The organism is Flavobacterium branchiarum, from assembly GCF_030409845.1.
Classification (GTDB): domain Bacteria; phylum Bacteroidota; class Bacteroidia; order Flavobacteriales; family Flavobacteriaceae; genus Flavobacterium; species Flavobacterium branchiarum.
On record NZ_JAUFQQ010000005.1, the window covers coordinates 855,379 to 870,453 of the forward strand.

A 15,075-nucleotide genomic window follows, 5' to 3' on the forward strand; every position below is an offset into this window, starting at 1 on the left:
AACAAAAATAACTTTTGACTCGAATTTTATAACTTACGTTTCTTTTTTTAACTTTTCATTAACAACCAACAAACCAAAAAATCAGAAATAAAAAAAAGGTTCGACTTTAATTAAAAAGTCAAACCTTAAATATTTATTTATGCTAAGATTATAAAACTAGAAAGCTTTAGAAACTTTATCAATTGCTTGAATTGTAAAATCTAAATCTTCATATGTTAATGCATCAGTAATAAACCATGTTTCGTATGCCGAAGGAGCAATATAAACACCTTCATTCAATAATCCGTGGAAGAATTTCTTGAACGTTTCGTTATCTCCATTAGCAGCACTTTTAAAATCAGTAACTGGAGCAGCATCAAAATGTACCGAAATCATAGACCCCACTCTATTAATCGTAAAAACTACATTATTCGCTTTAAGTACTCTATCAATTCCAGCTTCTAGGTAAGCCGTTTTCTCTTCTAAACGAGTAAAGATAGCACGGTCATTATCCAAAGCTTGTAACATTGCTAATCCTGCTGCCATTGCCAACGGATTACCCGATAACGTTCCGGCTTGATAAACTGGTCCTATTGGAGCTAGGTAATTCATAATTTCTGCACGAGCAGCAAATGCTCCTACTGGCAAACCACCACCTATTACTTTTCCAAAAGTTACAATATCTGCTTTAATATTAAATAATTCTTGAACTCCCCCACGCGCTAGTCTAAAACCAGTCATAACCTCATCAAAAATTAATAAGATTCCGTTTTCTGTACACAATTGGCGTAAGCCTTCTAAGAATCCTTTGTTTGGCGGAATACAACCCATGTTTCCTGCAACAGGCTCAATGATAATTGCAGCAATTTCTTCTTTATTTGCAGCAATTAATGTAGCTACATTTTCTAAATCATTATATTTTGCTAGCAAAGTATCTTTTGCAGTTCCCTCTGTTACTCCTGGACTATTTGGACTACCGAAAGTTACAGCACCACTACCAGCCTGAATCAAGAATGAATCAGAATGTCCGTGGTAACAACCAGCAAATTTTATAATTTTATCTCTCTTAGTAAATCCTCTTGCCAAACGTATTGCGCTCATACAAGCCTCTGTTCCCGAATTTACAAAACGAATTTTATCAATATTTGGAACCATCGAAACTGCTAATGCAGCAATTTGTGTTTCCAGTTCTGTTGGCATTCCAAAAGAGGTTCCTAATTTGGCTTTTTCAATTACAGCTTCAACAACCGGAGCGTAAGCATGACCTAAAACCATTGGTCCCCATGAATTGATATAATCTATCAATTTGTTTCCATCTTCGTCAAATAAATAAGCTCCTTGTGCGCTTTTTACAAAAATTGGAGTTCCTCCTACTGCTTTAAATGCTCTTACTGGCGAATTTACTCCACCCGGAATTACTTTTTCTGCTTCAGCAAAAAGCTGACTGCTTCTTTGATATATCATTTTAATTTTATCTTTTGACTTTTATCTTTATTGGATTTTACTTTACAATTAACCGCTGTCCGATAGAAAGCGTGTTATCGCTAAGATTATTTTTTTGCTTTAAATCATCAACAAGTAGGTTGAATTTTCTTGAAATCGAATACAATGTATCTCCTTTCTGAACTTCGTACGAAGCAAGGCTATTTGTACTATTTGCTGGATCAGGAGTCCTTGGAACAACAACTGTGGTTGTTTTTTCGACTATAATGAAGTCTTTGCCCATAGCCTGATTGTCATATTGATGCAATTCATAACGTTCAATATAACTAATTAATTTCTCTGGATATTTAGGATCAGTAGCATATCCTGCAGCTCTTAATCCTTTTGCCCAAGCTTTATAATCTCCTTTTTCGTAAGTAAACAATGTTGCATAACGTTTCTTTCCAGTTAAAAATAAAGCATGATCACGAAATGATTCTGATGGATCTTTGTATTTTCTAAAACACTCCTGTAACGAATCATCATCGTGACGAACACTTTCGCCAGTCCAGTCCTTATGGCATTTTATTCCGAAATGATTATTTGATGAAACAGCTAAATTTCCTTTTCCTGCACCTGATTCTAAAATTCCTTGTGCCAGAATAATACTTGCAGGAATTCCGTAATTTTTCATATTGCCCATTGCAATATCTTTATACTGAGAAATATAATCTCCAATTAGATTATTAGTAACAACCGTTCTTGAAGTTGACTCAATAACCTCCGTTTTACTATTTGATGATGGCTTAGTATAAGTGGGGCTTTTCTTAGTATGGATAGCTACTTTTTGTTTGTGATTAGTAGCTTTCTTTTGGGTCGTTACAATTGCAGGTTTGCTTGCGTTACAACCAATTAAAGTTATCGTTAGTAAGACTAAGAGTGTTTTTTTAAACATTGCTTTTAATTATTGGTAAGTTTTTATTCATCAGCTTCATATTCATTCCTTTTATTCCTTGTAATCCTCCTGTATGAATCAATAAAATTTTAGAATTTGCAGGAAAATAGTTTTTCTTAATTAAATCTATAACGCCAAAAAACATCTTTCCTGTATAAATTGGATCCAATGGTATCTGATTTTCATCAAAAAACTGATTAATAAAGGCAATTAGCTCAGAATCGACTTTACCATAACCACCAAAATGGTAGTCCGCAATCAGTTCCCAATTATGTTTCTTTGCAAAAATACGAATTTCATCTTGTAAAAAATCCCCTTTTAACGCTGGAAACCCTAAAACTTTTTGATTTGGCAACGCACTATTGCTAATTCCTGAGATAGTACCTCCCGTTCCTACTGCACAACATACATAATTAAACGCAGCATCTTCAGCTGTTAGAATCTCTTCACAACCTCGAACTGCTAGCTCATTTGTTCCTCCTTCGGGTACTAAATAAAACGCTCCAAATTTCTTTCTAAGATTATCCTGAAAGTCTATTTCGCTTTTAAGTCGATATTCTTCTCTGCTCACAAATTCAAATTCCATTCCGTTTTCCTGAGCAAATTTCAAAGTAGGATTCCCCTCTATCTTATCAATAAGTTCCTCACCGCGAATAATTCCAATGGTTTTAAATCCACTTTCTTTTCCTGCATAAGCCACTGCAGCAATATGATTAGAGAAAGCTCCTCCAAATGTCAGTAGTGTTTCTTGATTTTCAGCTTTCGCCTGAAGTAAATTGTATTTTAATTTCCGATACTTATTCCCTGAAATAAAAGGATGAATCAAATCTTCTCTTTTAATGGTAAGGGAGATATTATTAGGAAATAGTGTGTGTATGTTTTGATTCAAAATTTTATTTTATTTAATCTGTTGAGAGTAATTATTTCAACACATAGAGACATAGTTTAACAAAGTCTAAAAAAGGCATTTCACTTAAAATAAATCACATAAGCCTATGCGAAAAAAAATATTTTTCTTGAATTTCCTTTGATTATGAATTCTAAATCTATGTCTCTATGTGTTAAATATCATTTTACGACCCGAGTGAAGCGAATTGACTACGTAATTACTCCCAACGGGTTTTATTTATAATTCAAATAGTTTACAAACCGAAAAAAGGGCCTATTTCGCAAATAATTCTTATTAGCTTCATTTTGATATGCTTCTCTTTCGAAACTAATATTATGATACGCTAAATTGGTGTTTTTATATTGAACCAACCGTACTACGTATTCGATTAAATACCAAAGAAAAAAAGGCAAAATCAATAATTCTAATTGTTGTCGCAAATGTATTTTTTCATGATTTATAAAAACCTCATTTTTTTTATCCGAAACATATTTCACCAATACAAACGGAAAAACAGCCATGCCTCGATATCCTTTCGGAATTAAATATTTAGCAAGAATTAAAAACATTCGCTGTAAAATTTATAAATTTGTACTAGTAAATTACTTCTACACAAAGAAAAACATAATCAATCGAATTTACTTAAAATTAAAGATAAAAATAGCTTTTTGCCAAATTCAGGATTATGAATGAACAAAATAAGGAAAATAAATTAATTGAGGGCGAAGATTTTTATTATACTCCCGAAGGATATAAATGTTTTACCGAAAAACACCATTTAAAAAGAGGTTATTGTTGTAAAAGTGGCTGTCGCCATTGCCCCTATGGATATGACAAAAAAACAGGACAAATTAAAAAATGATTGTTCCATTTTTAACTCGTTTAAAAAAAATTGAATTTGAAAATTTCTTTGAAACTAGTTTTTAAATCTCTAAATTGCAAAATGTAGGAATTATTTTAAAATAATAATACTACACACAAAAAAACCTTCTAATCTTTAAATAATATAGTATGGATATTCTCTTGCGGAGATTTAGGATTACCATCCACAAATCCTATCACAGGTCGGATATTCGGTATCCCTAGCTGTTAATTAGAAAATGTGTCAATTGAAATGATTATTCCTTTTCTAGATGATTCGAATATTCGAAAAATCAAGAAACGCAATAATCCAAAAGTTCAACAATCTTAAAAATTAAAAAACAATGACTTTTCAAGAACAAATTCAACAAGGAATCCCATCAATATTACCTCCAAAAAAAATATATGATTTAGCTATAAATCACGCTCCAAAGCGAAAAGCAATACTTTCTGCAGAAGAAAAAAAATTAGCATTAAAAAATGCATTGCGCTATTTTGAACCACAACATCATGCGGAATTAATTACTGAATTTTCAGAAGAACTAGAACAATACGGTCGTATCTACATGTACCGTTTTCGCCCAGATTACAGAATGTACGCTAGACCAGTTAGCGAATATCCTGGAAAATCAGAGCAAGCAAAAGCAATTATGCTAATGATTCAGAACAATCTGGATTACGCTGTTGCACAACATCCACATGAATTAATTACTTATGGTGGTAATGGTGCCGTTTTTCAAAACTGGGCACAGTATTTACTTACGATGCAGTATTTGTCGGAAATGACAAATGAGCAAACTCTTACCATGTATTCAGGCCATCCGATGGGACTTTTCCCTTCACATACCGAAGCACCTCGTGTAGTTGTGACTAACGGAATGGTAATCCCGAATTATTCTAAACCGGATGATTGGGAAAAAATGAATGCACTTGGAGTTTCTCAATACGGCCAAATGACTGCTGGTAGTTATATGTATATTGGGCCACAAGGAATCGTACACGGAACAACAATTACAGTTCTGAATGGTTTCAGAAAAATAAAATTAAATCCAGAAGGAAACTTATTTGTAACTTCAGGATTGGGCGGAATGAGTGGTGCACAACCTAAAGCAGGAAATATTGCAGGCTGTATTACTGTTTGCGCTGAAGTGAATCCAAAAATCACTAAAATTCGTCACGAACAAGGTTGGATCAATGAGATTGTAGAAGATCTTGACGAATTGGTAAAAAGAGTTACTTTGGCAAAAGCCAATAAAGAAGTCGTTTCTATTGCATACTTAGGAAACGTAGTTGATGTTTGGGAAAAATTTGACCAAGAGAACATCAAAATTGATTTAGGTTCTGACCAAACTTCATTACATAATCCTTGGGCTGGTGGGTATTATCCTGTAGGCATCACCTTTGAAGCTGCTAATGAAATGATGGCAAATAATCCTGATTTATTCAAAGAAAAAGTACAAGAAACATTACGTCGCCATGCTGATGCAATAAATAAACACACTGCCAAAGGAACTTATTTCTTTGATTATGGAAATGCTTTTTTATTAGAAGCTTCACGTGCTGGTGCGGAAGTAATGGCTGAAAACAATATCGATTTTAAATACCCAAGTTATGTTCAGGACATTATGGGCCCAATGTGTTTTGATTATGGATTTGGTCCTTTTAGATGGGTTTGTACCTCTGGAAAACCAGAAGATTTACAAAAAACAGATACTATTGCTTCACAGGTTTTAGAAGAAATGGCAAAAACAGCACCTGATGAAATTCAGCAACAAATGCAAGATAACATCAAATGGATAAAAGGAGCTCAAGAAAACAAATTAGTGGTAGGATCGCAAGCACGTATTTTATATGCCGATGCCGAAGGTCGTATTAAAATTGCTGAAGCTTTTAACCAAGCAATTGCAAAAGGCGAAATTGGAGCTGTGGTTTTAGGTCGTGATCACCATGATGTTTCAGGAACAGATTCTCCATACAGAGAAACATCTAATATCTACGATGGCTCTAGATATACCGCAGATATGGCAATACAAAATGTCATTGGTGACAGCTTTAGAGGTGCAACATGGGTCTCTATCCATAATGGCGGTGGCGTAGGCTGGGGAGAGGTTATAAACGGTGGTTTTGGTATGATTCTTGATGGAACTAAAGAGGCATCAAGACGCTTAGCGTCAATGCTTTTTTGGGATGTTAACAATGGAATATCAAGAAGAAGTTGGGCGCGTAATGATGAAGCAATTTTTGCAATAAAAAGAGCCATGAGCACGCAACCTTTATTGAAAGTAACCATCCCTAATATAGTTGACGAAACATTATTGTAAAACAAAGTCGGTATAACTTAAAACTATCTAAACATGAAAAAATTATTAATTTTACCAATTCTATTACTTCTAGTTCTAACTTCTTGTAGTAGTGTTAGTGTATACTCAGATTATGATAAATCTGTTGATTTTACACAATATAAAACATATGCTTATTTTAAACCTGGTATCGATAAAGTAGAAATTTCAGATTTAGATAAAAGAAGAATTTTACGTGCTATCGACGAACAAATGACTGCAAAAGGTTTTACAAAAAGTGATAATCCAGATTTATTAATAAACATTTTCACTAAAGCAAGAGAAGAAGTAAATGTAAACCAATTTAACGCTGGATGGGGTTACGGTTGGGGTTATGGATGGAATCCATACTTGATGATGGGAAACCAAACTTCTGTATCAACATCTACACAAGGAACTTTATACATCGATTTTATTGATGCTAAGAAAAAAGAAATGATTTGGCAAGGTGAAGGAGTTGGTTATTTAACTAACCAAGGACCTGACAAAAAAGACAAAGTTGTTGCTGAATTTGTGAGCAAAATACTAGCACAGTATCCTCCAAATCTTGCAAAAAAATAATCTTTTTTGTTGTTCTTATTAAATAATTAATACATTTGTTTTTTCAAATAATAAACAATGACAAACTTAAATAACAGTAGCATCGCTATTAACATTATTGTAATTCTACAATAGTGGCGAGGTGTTATATAGATAAGTAAACAAAATACAATTTATTAGAACCTCCCAAATCGGGAGGTTTTTTTATTTCAAAAAACAACCAAAACATATGATGCTATTTAACGAAGTAATTACAGCCAAAGAACAACTTAGCAAAGTAGTTGCCGCTACTCCACTCACACAAAACCTTAATCTTTCAGACGAGTTTAAGGCTACTATTTTATTAAAAAGAGAAGACCTACAAATTGTACGTTCTTATAAAATTAGAGGTGCTTATAATAAAATTTCGTCTCTTAATGATGCAGAGAAAGCAAAAGGTATTGTATGCGCAAGCGCCGGTAATCACGCCCAAGGTGTCGCTTATTCTTGTCATTTACTACAAATAAAAGGCAAAATTTACATGCCAAAAACGACTCCTAAACAAAAAGTAAAACAAGTACAATTGTTCGGAAAATCATTTGTAGAAATTGTTCTTACTGGAGACACTTTTGATGATGCCTATGCTTCTGCTACAGAAGATGCAACAATGAGTAACAAAATATTCATTCATCCTTTTGATGATTTAAAAGTCATTGCGGGACAAGGCACCGTAGGACTTGAAATTCTGGAATCTTATAAAGAACCAATAGATTATGTATTTGTCCCTATAGGTGGTGGCGGATTGGCATCGGGACTTTCAGAAGTATTTAAACATCTGAGCCCAGATACCAAAATTATTGGTGTAGAACCAAAAGGAGCTCCCTCAATGAAGACATCTATCATCGATGGAAAAAATACTGCTTTAAAAACGATTGATAAATTTGTAGATGGTGCTGCAGTAAAACAAGTCGGCAATATGACCTTTGATATATGTCGCAAGAATTTAGACGACATAATTCTTGTTCCCGAAGGTAAAGTTTGCACAACTATTTTAAGACTGTACAATGAAGAGGCTATGGTTGTAGAACCTGCAGGAGCACTAACTATAGCTGCATTAGACTTTTGTAAAGAAAAAATAAAAGGTAAAACAGTTGTTTGTGTAGTAAGCGGAAGCAATAACGATATTGAACGAACTGCCGAAATAAAAGAACGCTCCCTTCTTTATGAAGGATTGATGCATTATTTTATGATTCAGTTTCCGCAACGTCCAGGAGCACTTAAAGAATTCGTAAATGATATCTTAGGTCCAAATGACGACATTACTTATTTTCAATTTGCAAAGAAAAATAGCAGAGAATTTGGCTCTGTAGTAGTTGGATTAGAACTAAAAAACAAAAAGGATATAAAGAATATAAAAAACAATATGACAAACAAGGGATTTGAGTTTCAATACCTCAATGAAAATTTGGATTTATACACGCAACTTATTGGATAAAACACCTCTTGTCTTGTACTGAAATAAGTTGATACAAAAAAATCACATGATTTAGCCCCCATCAACTAATCAACATATTCAAAATGAAAAATATAACTTTATTCATACATGTTTTTAGATTCTTTTAACTAAGCTAAAGAGAAAAACCCTGCATTAAGTTGTATTTTTACATATAATCTTTTCACATAAAAACATGGTAATTTTAGATATAACAACAATCGAAGACATAAAATTATTAGTCAATACTTTTTATGCCAAAGTTCAAAAGGACGATCTTATTGGACCAATATTCAATGAAAAAATCCAAGGAAGATGGCCAGAGCATTTAGAAACAATGTATAAATTTTGGCAAACTATCTTGTTAGAACAACATACCTATTCTGGAAGTCCATTTCCACCACACAAACATTTACCTGTAGAACAAGCTCATTTTAACCGATGGATTGAAATTTTCACAAAAACAGTAGACAGCCTTTTTATAGGTAATCTTGCCGAAGAGGCTAAGATGCGTGGTGTAAATATGGCATCTATGTTCTTATATAAAATTGAATATTTTAGAGATGCTACTAATCGATAAAAAAACAGATTAAAGCCAAATTATTCAATACTATTTATATCGTTAATTTGGCTTAGGTTTTATTTCACTTCGCATTTTTTTAACTCTATAGAAGATTTCGTTGGAAAGATAATTTCCACCAGATCCTTCCTTTAATACTTGTTCTTTTTTAGGAATTGTATTTTCAGGATTGGCTTACAATTTATCTATTTGTATTGGAATTAGTTTGTGGTTTTCCGAGTCTATTATTTCGTAAGTTCCTTCTTTAAAATCTATGATGAAGTTTTCGATTTTAGTATCACTTTGAGGATTATTTAAACTTCTAGTAAAATCAAAATAAACTAACATTATTTTTTTTTCTTTCTCAATTTTGAATAAAATTTTTGAAGATCTATTTGTTCTTTTTCCATCGTAAAATTCATATTTTTTATTTTTTATTTTAAAACAGTTATTAATTATTTTTAATATATAGAAATTTTTATTATAATTATTTTCTAATTTCAATAGAGTATTTACTGATGGTCTTATATTTACACTGGGATGAATATTCACTATTTTAATTACTTCATAAATATTAACTATAATTTTAGGATTATTAGAAATAAAATTAACAGAATCTCTAGTGTCAAATGAAAGAATAACATTGTTATCCGATATATTAATATTACCATAAAAATAGAATCTCTTGGGTGTCGGTTGCGAATAAATTTTATTTATTGATAAAATAAAAAATATTAAAATAAAATATAATTTATTTAGTTGCATTCTCAATTATTTTGGTTAAAATACTAATGAATTCATCCGAAGATAATTTACTTGAAATATGAATATGCCCAACTGCTTTAATTTTATTAAATCCGAGCTCATCTCTTTTTTTTGTACTTCTGTACATAACTTCATTAGAAAGATAATCACCCCCAGAACCTGAATCTTCTGTAGATTTTCCAATTATCTTAATTTTGCTTTTGATTGGAGTATTATTATTATCTGAAGGATGCTGAACTGTATTTCCTAAATCATCTTTATAAGATTGGTCAAAATACACTTTAGTTGGTAAATTAGCAGGAGCTATATCTCCAGTTAAAATTTTTGCAATAGGTAAAGTAGTTTCGTAAAAATCATTGCCGTTTTGTATTTGTTTAAATCTTTTTGAATTGTATGAACTATCTCCATAACCTATATTCATATTATCTAGAAAACCTCCACGGAATTTACTTGCAAATCTTTCCAAATCAAAATTCTTATCATTTTTACTAGTAGTCAACATAAAATCAAAAATAGTTATGTGTTTTTCAACTATTTTCTCAATTATTTCATTGTCAAAATCTTCATAACGAACAGGAATTACAACACTCTGAATATAGGCATTTCCTATACTTTTACCATGAAAATTTAAAACTGAAATTCCAGAGGGATTTTGTCTGTTACTTTTACCAGGTGTATTAGGATGATCAAATTCATTTAGAACAAACGGATCAAAACCAGTAATCAAAACTTTTTTCTTGCCACCAGCTTTGCTAAAATCAATTCCTGTATAATTTCTACTTTTCTCTTCAAAAAGCTGAATGATTTTGTCAAGTTCTGTACCTTTTTTGACAATGCTTTTTTCAAAATCGATGTCTTTTTCAAAAAGGAAATAACGTTTTAATCGAACTTGCATTTTGTTCCGTGCCCAGTATAATGGTCGGTCGTCTAGGTGGCCTGCCTGAACTTGTTTTGTAGCAGCATCCCAAAGGGATTTTGCATCTTGTTCTACTCTGGCTTTTATTTGGGCTATCGTCCGATTTTCAGGTATGTGCAAAAAAGCAGAAAAATTGGCTGCAATAGCCGCTATCTCTTCATTGAGTGCTATGAATTTATTTTCATAATTCTCAATTAAATCTTTTTTACCCGAATTATCAGTATGAAACATTCCTACCAACTCTTCATAATTCCGTAAATAAGAAGCAACAGGCCTTAGTCTTTCTTCTTCTTGAGGAAGATTAAAAAAGGCAGCGCCTAAGAATCCCCTTATGTAAAAAGAATTTAAATTCTCTTGTTTTATTTCTGTTTTATGTGTGTCATAATTGTAATTTTCTAAATCTTCGCTATACCATAACGGGTTTAATTCAAAAAAATCGGTTTCACAACTATTGTCTTTTATTTCTAAATTCCAATTAAGTTTTTCAAGTCCAATAAACTCTTGATTTAAACTTTTTGACTCTGCTTTTAACTTGAGGTTTATTTTTGTTCCGTCTTTAACGTCTCTTGTTGTGATTTTTATTTTCATCTTTTTTCCGTAGAAAAAATCAGTAGCTCTTATTTCTCCAAAATCCTTTATAGATGATTGCTTTAAAACGGTGTCTTTGTCATCTATAAATTGTAGTTCAACAATTTCAGGATGTTTTTTTTCTGGTGGAGCAACATAATCTCCATAAATAATACCTACCTCGCTAGTTTCTGTAATTGTTTTAGCTGAAGTAAATACAATGTTTTCTTTAGCATAAATGTTATAATCTCCACCAGTGGTCTCGATTATTTTACCGCCAACAATTGTTATTTTGCTCATAATTTAATTAGATTTAGATTTTTCGGTACTATTATTCTGGATTTTCTTGAGCTTTACAGGAAAAAAGAATCAATGCAATAAATAATGTAAGTGTCATTTTTTTCATAGTTATATTCATTTTGTTCCTTCTTTAATTGCCTTTTTCACTAAGATTAATAAATTATTTATTTTATCGTCATTTAAATCTTCTTTAACTCTCTCATCTTGCAATTTTTCAATATGAAAATGACCAGTTGCCAAAGTAGGTTTTATTTCACTACGCATTTTTCCAACTCTATAGAAGATTTCATTTGATAAATAATCTCCTCCAAAGCCCTCTACCGATTTTAAGTTTTTCTTATTCTATCTTTTTTAGTTTTACGCTTGTCGAATCTTTTAAGTCTATTTCAACAAATTTTAAATCTTTAAAATATAAATCTTTAGATTTTATAGGATTATCAATATCGTACCATCTAGAATAAGTATTTTGAAATAAAATTTGTTGAACTTCCTTTAGAACTCTTATTTGTTTCCCTAAAATGTATTTTTCTCGATTTTCGTATTTTTTTGTAGAATTATTATATCTGTCTGAATAATCTATTATTAATTCAAAATTTCCTTTTTGGAATTCTAAATTCTTAAAAAAAAAATTTCTTTCTTGTCCACAATTACATTTTATATTCATAGTGTCTTCCGCTCGAATAAGTAAATATTCTTTATTAAAATAATTATAACCAAGCGCAGTCCAATTTTGGGTAAAAATCAAAAAATCATTTCCGCTATAAACATTCTGATTATATTTATTATTTAATATTGAAAAAAAAGAATTTTCAATATTAAATAATATAACATCTTTGCTTTTTGTTTCAATTATTCTTTTCTGAGCTTTACAGGAAAAAAGAATCAATGTAATAAATAATGTAAGGGTAATTTTTTTCATAGTTAAATTCATTTTGTTCCTTCTTTAATTGCCTTTTTTACCAAGCTTAATAAATTATTTATTTTATCGTCATTTAAATCTTCTTTAACACTCTCATCTTGCAATTTTTCAATATGAAAATGACCTGTTGCCAAAGTAGGTTTTATTTCACTTCGCATTTTTCCCACTCTATAAAAGATTTCGTTAGAAAGATAATCACCGCAAAAACCCTCAACAGATTTTAAGTTTTTCTTATTCTATCTTTTTTAATTTTACGCTTGTCGAATCTTTTAAGTCGATTTCTATAAAATATAAATCTTTAAAATATAAATCTTTAGATTTTATAGGATTATCAACATCGTTCCACCTAATATAAAAATTTTGAAATAAAATTTGTTGAACTTCCTTTGGAACTCGTATTTGTTTCCCTAAAATATATTTTATTTGAGGTTCATATTTTTTTTCAGAATCATTGTATCGTTGGGGAAAATCAATTCTTAACTCATAATTTCCTTTTTTGAATTCTAAATTCTTAAAAAAATAATTTCTTTCTTGTCCACAATTACATTTTATGTTCATAGTGTCTTGCGCTTGAGTAAAAGAATATTCTTTATTAAAATAATTATAACCAAGAGCAGACCAATTTTGGGTAAAAATCAAAAAATCATTTCCACCATAAACTTTCTGATTATATTTATTATTTAATATTGAAAAAAAAGATTTTTCTATATTAAATAATATAACATCTTTGCTTTTTGTTTCAATTATTCTTTTTTGAGCTTTGCAGGAAAAAAAAAAGGCAATAAATAATGCAAGGGCAATCTTTCTCATAGTTATATTCATTTTGTTCCTTCTTTAATTGCCTCTTTTACCAAGCTTAATAAATTATTTATTTTATCGTCATTTAAATCTTCTTTAACTCTCTCATTTTGCAGTTTTTCAATATGAAAATGACCGGTTGCCAAAGTAGGTTTTATTTCACTTCGCATTTTTCCAACTCTATAAAAAATTTCATTAGAAAGATAATTTCCACCCGACCCCTCCTTTAATACTTGTTCTTTTTCGGGAATTGTATTTTCTGGATGTAAAACATCATCGAATTTCCAGTTAATTTTTACTCCACTAGCATTAGCAAACGTTTTTGGCAAAGTTGTTTGTACCCATTCCTCTTTAGTAGAAAGGGCTTGTAAGCCATTTTCTCTTATAAAGTCCATATTATCATTAATTCCTCTTCTTCGTGAGGTTCCAAACATATCTATGACATTTTCATCAGCAAGATATTGGCTAACAGTTATAATCATATCAACTTGACTAATGAAAGGTTTTATATATTTTTCAATAATTCCTTCTCCTTGTCCTTTAGCATTATCTTGACTCCCATCAAAATCAGTATATCTAACAGGGACAATCATAGTTTGAATAAAAACTCCCAATCTATCATCATTCGCAAGTGCTAATGCGACAACTCCTGATGGATTTGATTGTAAAATATTATAATCTTCTTTATTAGGATGATTAAATTGATTAAACAAAAACGGATCAAAACCAGTAATCAAAACTTTTTTCTTGCTACCGGCTTTGCTAAAATCAATTCCTGTATAATTTCTACTTTTCTCTTCAAAAAGCTGAATGATTTTGTCAAGTTCTGTACCTTTTTTGACAATGCTTTTTTCAAAATCGATGTCTTTTTCAAAAAGGAAATGACGTTTTAATCGAACTTGCATTTTGTTGCGTGCCCAGTATAATGGTCGGTCGTCTAAGTGGCCTGCCTGAACTTGTTTTGTAGCTGCATCCCAAAGGGATTTTGCATCTTGTTCTACTCTGGCTTTTATTTGGTCTATGGTCCGATTTTCAGGTGTGTGCAAAAAAGCAGAAAAATTGGCTACTATAGCTGCTATCTCTTCATTGAGTGCTATGAACTTATTTTCATAATTCTCAATTAAATCTTTTTTACCTGAATTATCAGTATGAAACACACCTACCAACTCTTCATAATTCCGCAAATAAGAAGCAACAGGTGTTATCCTTTCTTCTTTTTGAGGAAGATTAAAAAAGGCAATGCTTAAGAATCCACTTATATGAAAAGAATTTAAATCCTCTTGTTTTATTTCTGTTTTATGTGTGTCATAATTGTAATTTTCTAAATCTTCGCTATACCATAACGGGTTTAATTCAAAAAAATCGGTTTCACATCTATTGTCTTTTATTTCTAAATTCCAATTAAGTTTTTCAAGTCCAATAAACTCTTGATTTAAACTTTTTGACTCTGCTTTTAACTTGAAGTTTGTTTTTGTTCCGTCTTTAATGTCTCTTGTTGTGATTTTTATTTTCATCTTTTTTCCGTAGAAAAAATCAGTAGCTCTTATTCCTCCAAAATCCTTTATAGATGATTGTTTTAAAACTGTGTCTTTGTCATCTATAAATTGTAGTTCAACAATTTTAGGATGTTTTATTTCTGGTGGAGCAACATAATCTCCATAAGTAATACCTACATCACTAGTTTCTGTAATTGTCTTACCTGAAGTATATGTAATAGTACCCTCAGTGTAAATATTATGGTCTCCTCCTGTGGTTTTTGTTATTGTGCCGCCAACAATTCTTATTCTGCTCATAA

At 31.1% G+C, this 15,075-nt stretch carries 16 protein-coding genes; 5 read left to right on the forward strand and 11 right to left on the reverse strand.

The features are described 5' to 3' along the window. Positions 1-156: 156 nt before the first annotated feature. The 4 genes from hemL to QWY99_RS15665 form a co-directional block, all read right to left on the reverse strand. Positions 157-1,443 carry a glutamate-1-semialdehyde 2,1-aminomutase gene (gene hemL / locus QWY99_RS15650; RefSeq protein WP_290266550.1) on the reverse strand — a complete coding sequence of 429 codons (1,287 nt, stop codon included), beginning with the start codon at positions 1,441-1,443 and terminating at the stop codon, positions 157-159. Between the two features lie 37 nt (positions 1,444-1,480). Then, entirely contained in the window at positions 1,481-2,356 is an 876-nt protein-coding gene (locus tag QWY99_RS15655) for a glucosaminidase domain-containing protein (RefSeq protein WP_290266551.1), read from the reverse strand. After that, on the reverse strand, positions 2,349-3,245 hold the full coding sequence (locus QWY99_RS15660) for a 1-aminocyclopropane-1-carboxylate deaminase/D-cysteine desulfhydrase (RefSeq protein WP_290266552.1): 897 nt from the start codon (positions 3,243-3,245) through the stop codon (positions 2,349-2,351). The genes QWY99_RS15655 and QWY99_RS15660 overlap by 8 nt, the downstream gene beginning before the upstream one ends. A 233-nt stretch (positions 3,246-3,478) precedes the next feature. Continuing rightward, entirely contained in the window at positions 3,479-3,814 is a 336-nt protein-coding gene (locus QWY99_RS15665; RefSeq protein WP_290266553.1) for a hypothetical protein, read from the reverse strand. Positions 3,815-3,930: 116 nt separating this feature from the next. Between QWY99_RS15665 and QWY99_RS15670 the strand changes: the two genes are divergently transcribed. The 5 genes from QWY99_RS15670 to QWY99_RS15690 all read left to right on the forward strand — a co-directional run bounded on the left by QWY99_RS15670 (position 3,931) and on the right by QWY99_RS15690 (position 9,036). After that, positions 3,931-4,107 carry a C1orf53 family protein gene (locus QWY99_RS15670; protein WP_290266554.1) on the forward strand — a complete coding sequence of 59 codons (177 nt, stop codon included), beginning with the start codon at positions 3,931-3,933 and terminating at the stop codon, positions 4,105-4,107. Positions 4,108-4,450: 343 nt separating this feature from the next. After that, complete coding sequence (gene hutU, locus QWY99_RS15675; RefSeq protein ID WP_290266555.1) at positions 4,451-6,427, forward strand: urocanate hydratase; 1,977 nt, start codon at positions 4,451-4,453, stop codon at positions 6,425-6,427. Positions 6,428-6,460: 33 nt separating this feature from the next. Continuing rightward, positions 6,461-7,006 (forward strand): DUF4136 domain-containing protein, encoded by a 546-nt coding sequence (locus tag QWY99_RS15680; RefSeq protein WP_290266557.1) that lies wholly within the window; start codon positions 6,461-6,463, stop codon positions 7,004-7,006. Positions 7,007-7,214: 208 nt separating this feature from the next. Continuing rightward, a complete protein-coding gene (gene ilvA / locus QWY99_RS15685; RefSeq protein ID WP_290266559.1) occupies positions 7,215-8,459 on the forward strand; it encodes a threonine ammonia-lyase IlvA in 1,245 nt (414 codons plus the stop codon). A gap of 193 nt (positions 8,460-8,652) precedes the next feature. Beyond that, entirely contained in the window at positions 8,653-9,036 is a 384-nt protein-coding gene (locus QWY99_RS15690; protein WP_290266561.1) for a group III truncated hemoglobin, read from the forward strand. Between the two features lie 174 nt (positions 9,037-9,210). Here the strand turns inward: QWY99_RS15690 and QWY99_RS15695 are convergent, their stop codons facing one another. The 7 genes from QWY99_RS15695 to QWY99_RS15725 form a co-directional block, all read right to left on the reverse strand. Further along, on the reverse strand, positions 9,211-9,780 hold the full coding sequence (locus QWY99_RS15695) for a hypothetical protein (RefSeq protein ID WP_290266562.1): 570 nt from the start codon (positions 9,778-9,780) through the stop codon (positions 9,211-9,213). Continuing rightward, positions 9,767-11,563: a PA0049 C-terminal domain-containing protein gene (locus tag QWY99_RS15700; protein WP_290266564.1), complete on the reverse strand. Its 1,797-nt coding sequence runs from the start codon at positions 11,561-11,563 to the stop codon at positions 9,767-9,769. The genes QWY99_RS15695 and QWY99_RS15700 overlap by 14 nt, the downstream gene beginning before the upstream one ends. A 114-nt stretch (positions 11,564-11,677) precedes the next feature. Next, the gene (locus QWY99_RS15705; RefSeq protein WP_290266565.1) at positions 11,678-11,827 is read right to left on the reverse strand and encodes a hypothetical protein; all 150 of its coding nucleotides are present in this window, start codon (positions 11,825-11,827) and stop codon (positions 11,678-11,680) included. A 73-nt stretch (positions 11,828-11,900) separates the two neighbouring features. Next, complete coding sequence (locus QWY99_RS15710) at positions 11,901-12,482, reverse strand: hypothetical protein (RefSeq protein ID WP_290266566.1); 582 nt, start codon at positions 12,480-12,482, stop codon at positions 11,901-11,903. Between the two features lie 8 nt (positions 12,483-12,490). After that, on the reverse strand, positions 12,491-12,640 hold the full coding sequence (locus QWY99_RS15715) for a hypothetical protein (RefSeq protein ID WP_290266567.1): 150 nt from the start codon (positions 12,638-12,640) through the stop codon (positions 12,491-12,493). A 73-nt stretch (positions 12,641-12,713) separates the two neighbouring features. After that, a complete protein-coding gene (locus QWY99_RS15720) occupies positions 12,714-13,292 on the reverse strand; it encodes a hypothetical protein (RefSeq protein WP_290266569.1) in 579 nt (192 codons plus the stop codon). Positions 13,293-13,300: 8 nt separating this feature from the next. Further along, positions 13,301-15,073 carry a PA0049 C-terminal domain-containing protein gene (locus tag QWY99_RS15725; protein ID WP_290266571.1) on the reverse strand — a complete coding sequence of 591 codons (1,773 nt, stop codon included), beginning with the start codon at positions 15,071-15,073 and terminating at the stop codon, positions 13,301-13,303. Positions 15,074-15,075 lie beyond the last annotated feature (2 nt).

Excerpts from the sequence above, each read along its gene's own strand:
- hemL (WP_290266550.1), bottom strand. The coding sequence starts at position 1,443 with ATGATATATCAAAGAAGCAGTCAGCTTTTTGCTGAAGCAGAAAAAGTA.
- QWY99_RS15655 (WP_290266551.1), bottom strand. The coding sequence starts at position 2,356 with ATGTTTAAAAAAACACTCTTAGTCTTACTAACGATAACTTTAATTGGT.
- QWY99_RS15665 (WP_290266553.1), bottom strand. The coding sequence starts at position 3,814 with ATGTTTTTAATTCTTGCTAAATATTTAATTCCGAAAGGATATCGAGGC.
- QWY99_RS15670 (WP_290266554.1), top strand. The coding sequence starts at position 3,931 with ATGAATGAACAAAATAAGGAAAATAAATTAATTGAGGGCGAAGATTTT.
- hutU (WP_290266555.1), top strand. The coding sequence starts at position 4,451 with ATGACTTTTCAAGAACAAATTCAACAAGGAATCCCATCAATATTACCT.
- QWY99_RS15680 (WP_290266557.1), top strand. The coding sequence starts at position 6,461 with ATGAAAAAATTATTAATTTTACCAATTCTATTACTTCTAGTTCTAACT.
- ilvA (WP_290266559.1), top strand. The coding sequence starts at position 7,215 with ATGATGCTATTTAACGAAGTAATTACAGCCAAAGAACAACTTAGCAAA.
- QWY99_RS15690 (WP_290266561.1), top strand. The coding sequence starts at position 8,653 with ATGGTAATTTTAGATATAACAACAATCGAAGACATAAAATTATTAGTC.
- QWY99_RS15695 (WP_290266562.1), bottom strand. The coding sequence starts at position 9,780 with ATGCAACTAAATAAATTATATTTTATTTTAATATTTTTTATTTTATCA.
- QWY99_RS15700 (WP_290266564.1), bottom strand. The coding sequence starts at position 11,563 with ATGAGCAAAATAACAATTGTTGGCGGTAAAATAATCGAGACCACTGGT.
- QWY99_RS15705 (WP_290266565.1), bottom strand. The coding sequence starts at position 11,827 with ATGCGTAGTGAAATAAAACCTACTTTGGCAACTGGTCATTTTCATATT.
- QWY99_RS15710 (WP_290266566.1), bottom strand. The coding sequence starts at position 12,482 with ATGAAAAAAATTACCCTTACATTATTTATTACATTGATTCTTTTTTCC.
- QWY99_RS15715 (WP_290266567.1), bottom strand. The coding sequence starts at position 12,640 with ATGCGAAGTGAAATAAAACCTACTTTGGCAACAGGTCATTTTCATATT.
- QWY99_RS15720 (WP_290266569.1), bottom strand. The coding sequence starts at position 13,292 with ATGAGAAAGATTGCCCTTGCATTATTTATTGCCTTTTTTTTTTCCTGC.
- QWY99_RS15725 (WP_290266571.1), bottom strand. The coding sequence starts at position 15,073 with ATGAGCAGAATAAGAATTGTTGGCGGCACAATAACAAAAACCACAGGA.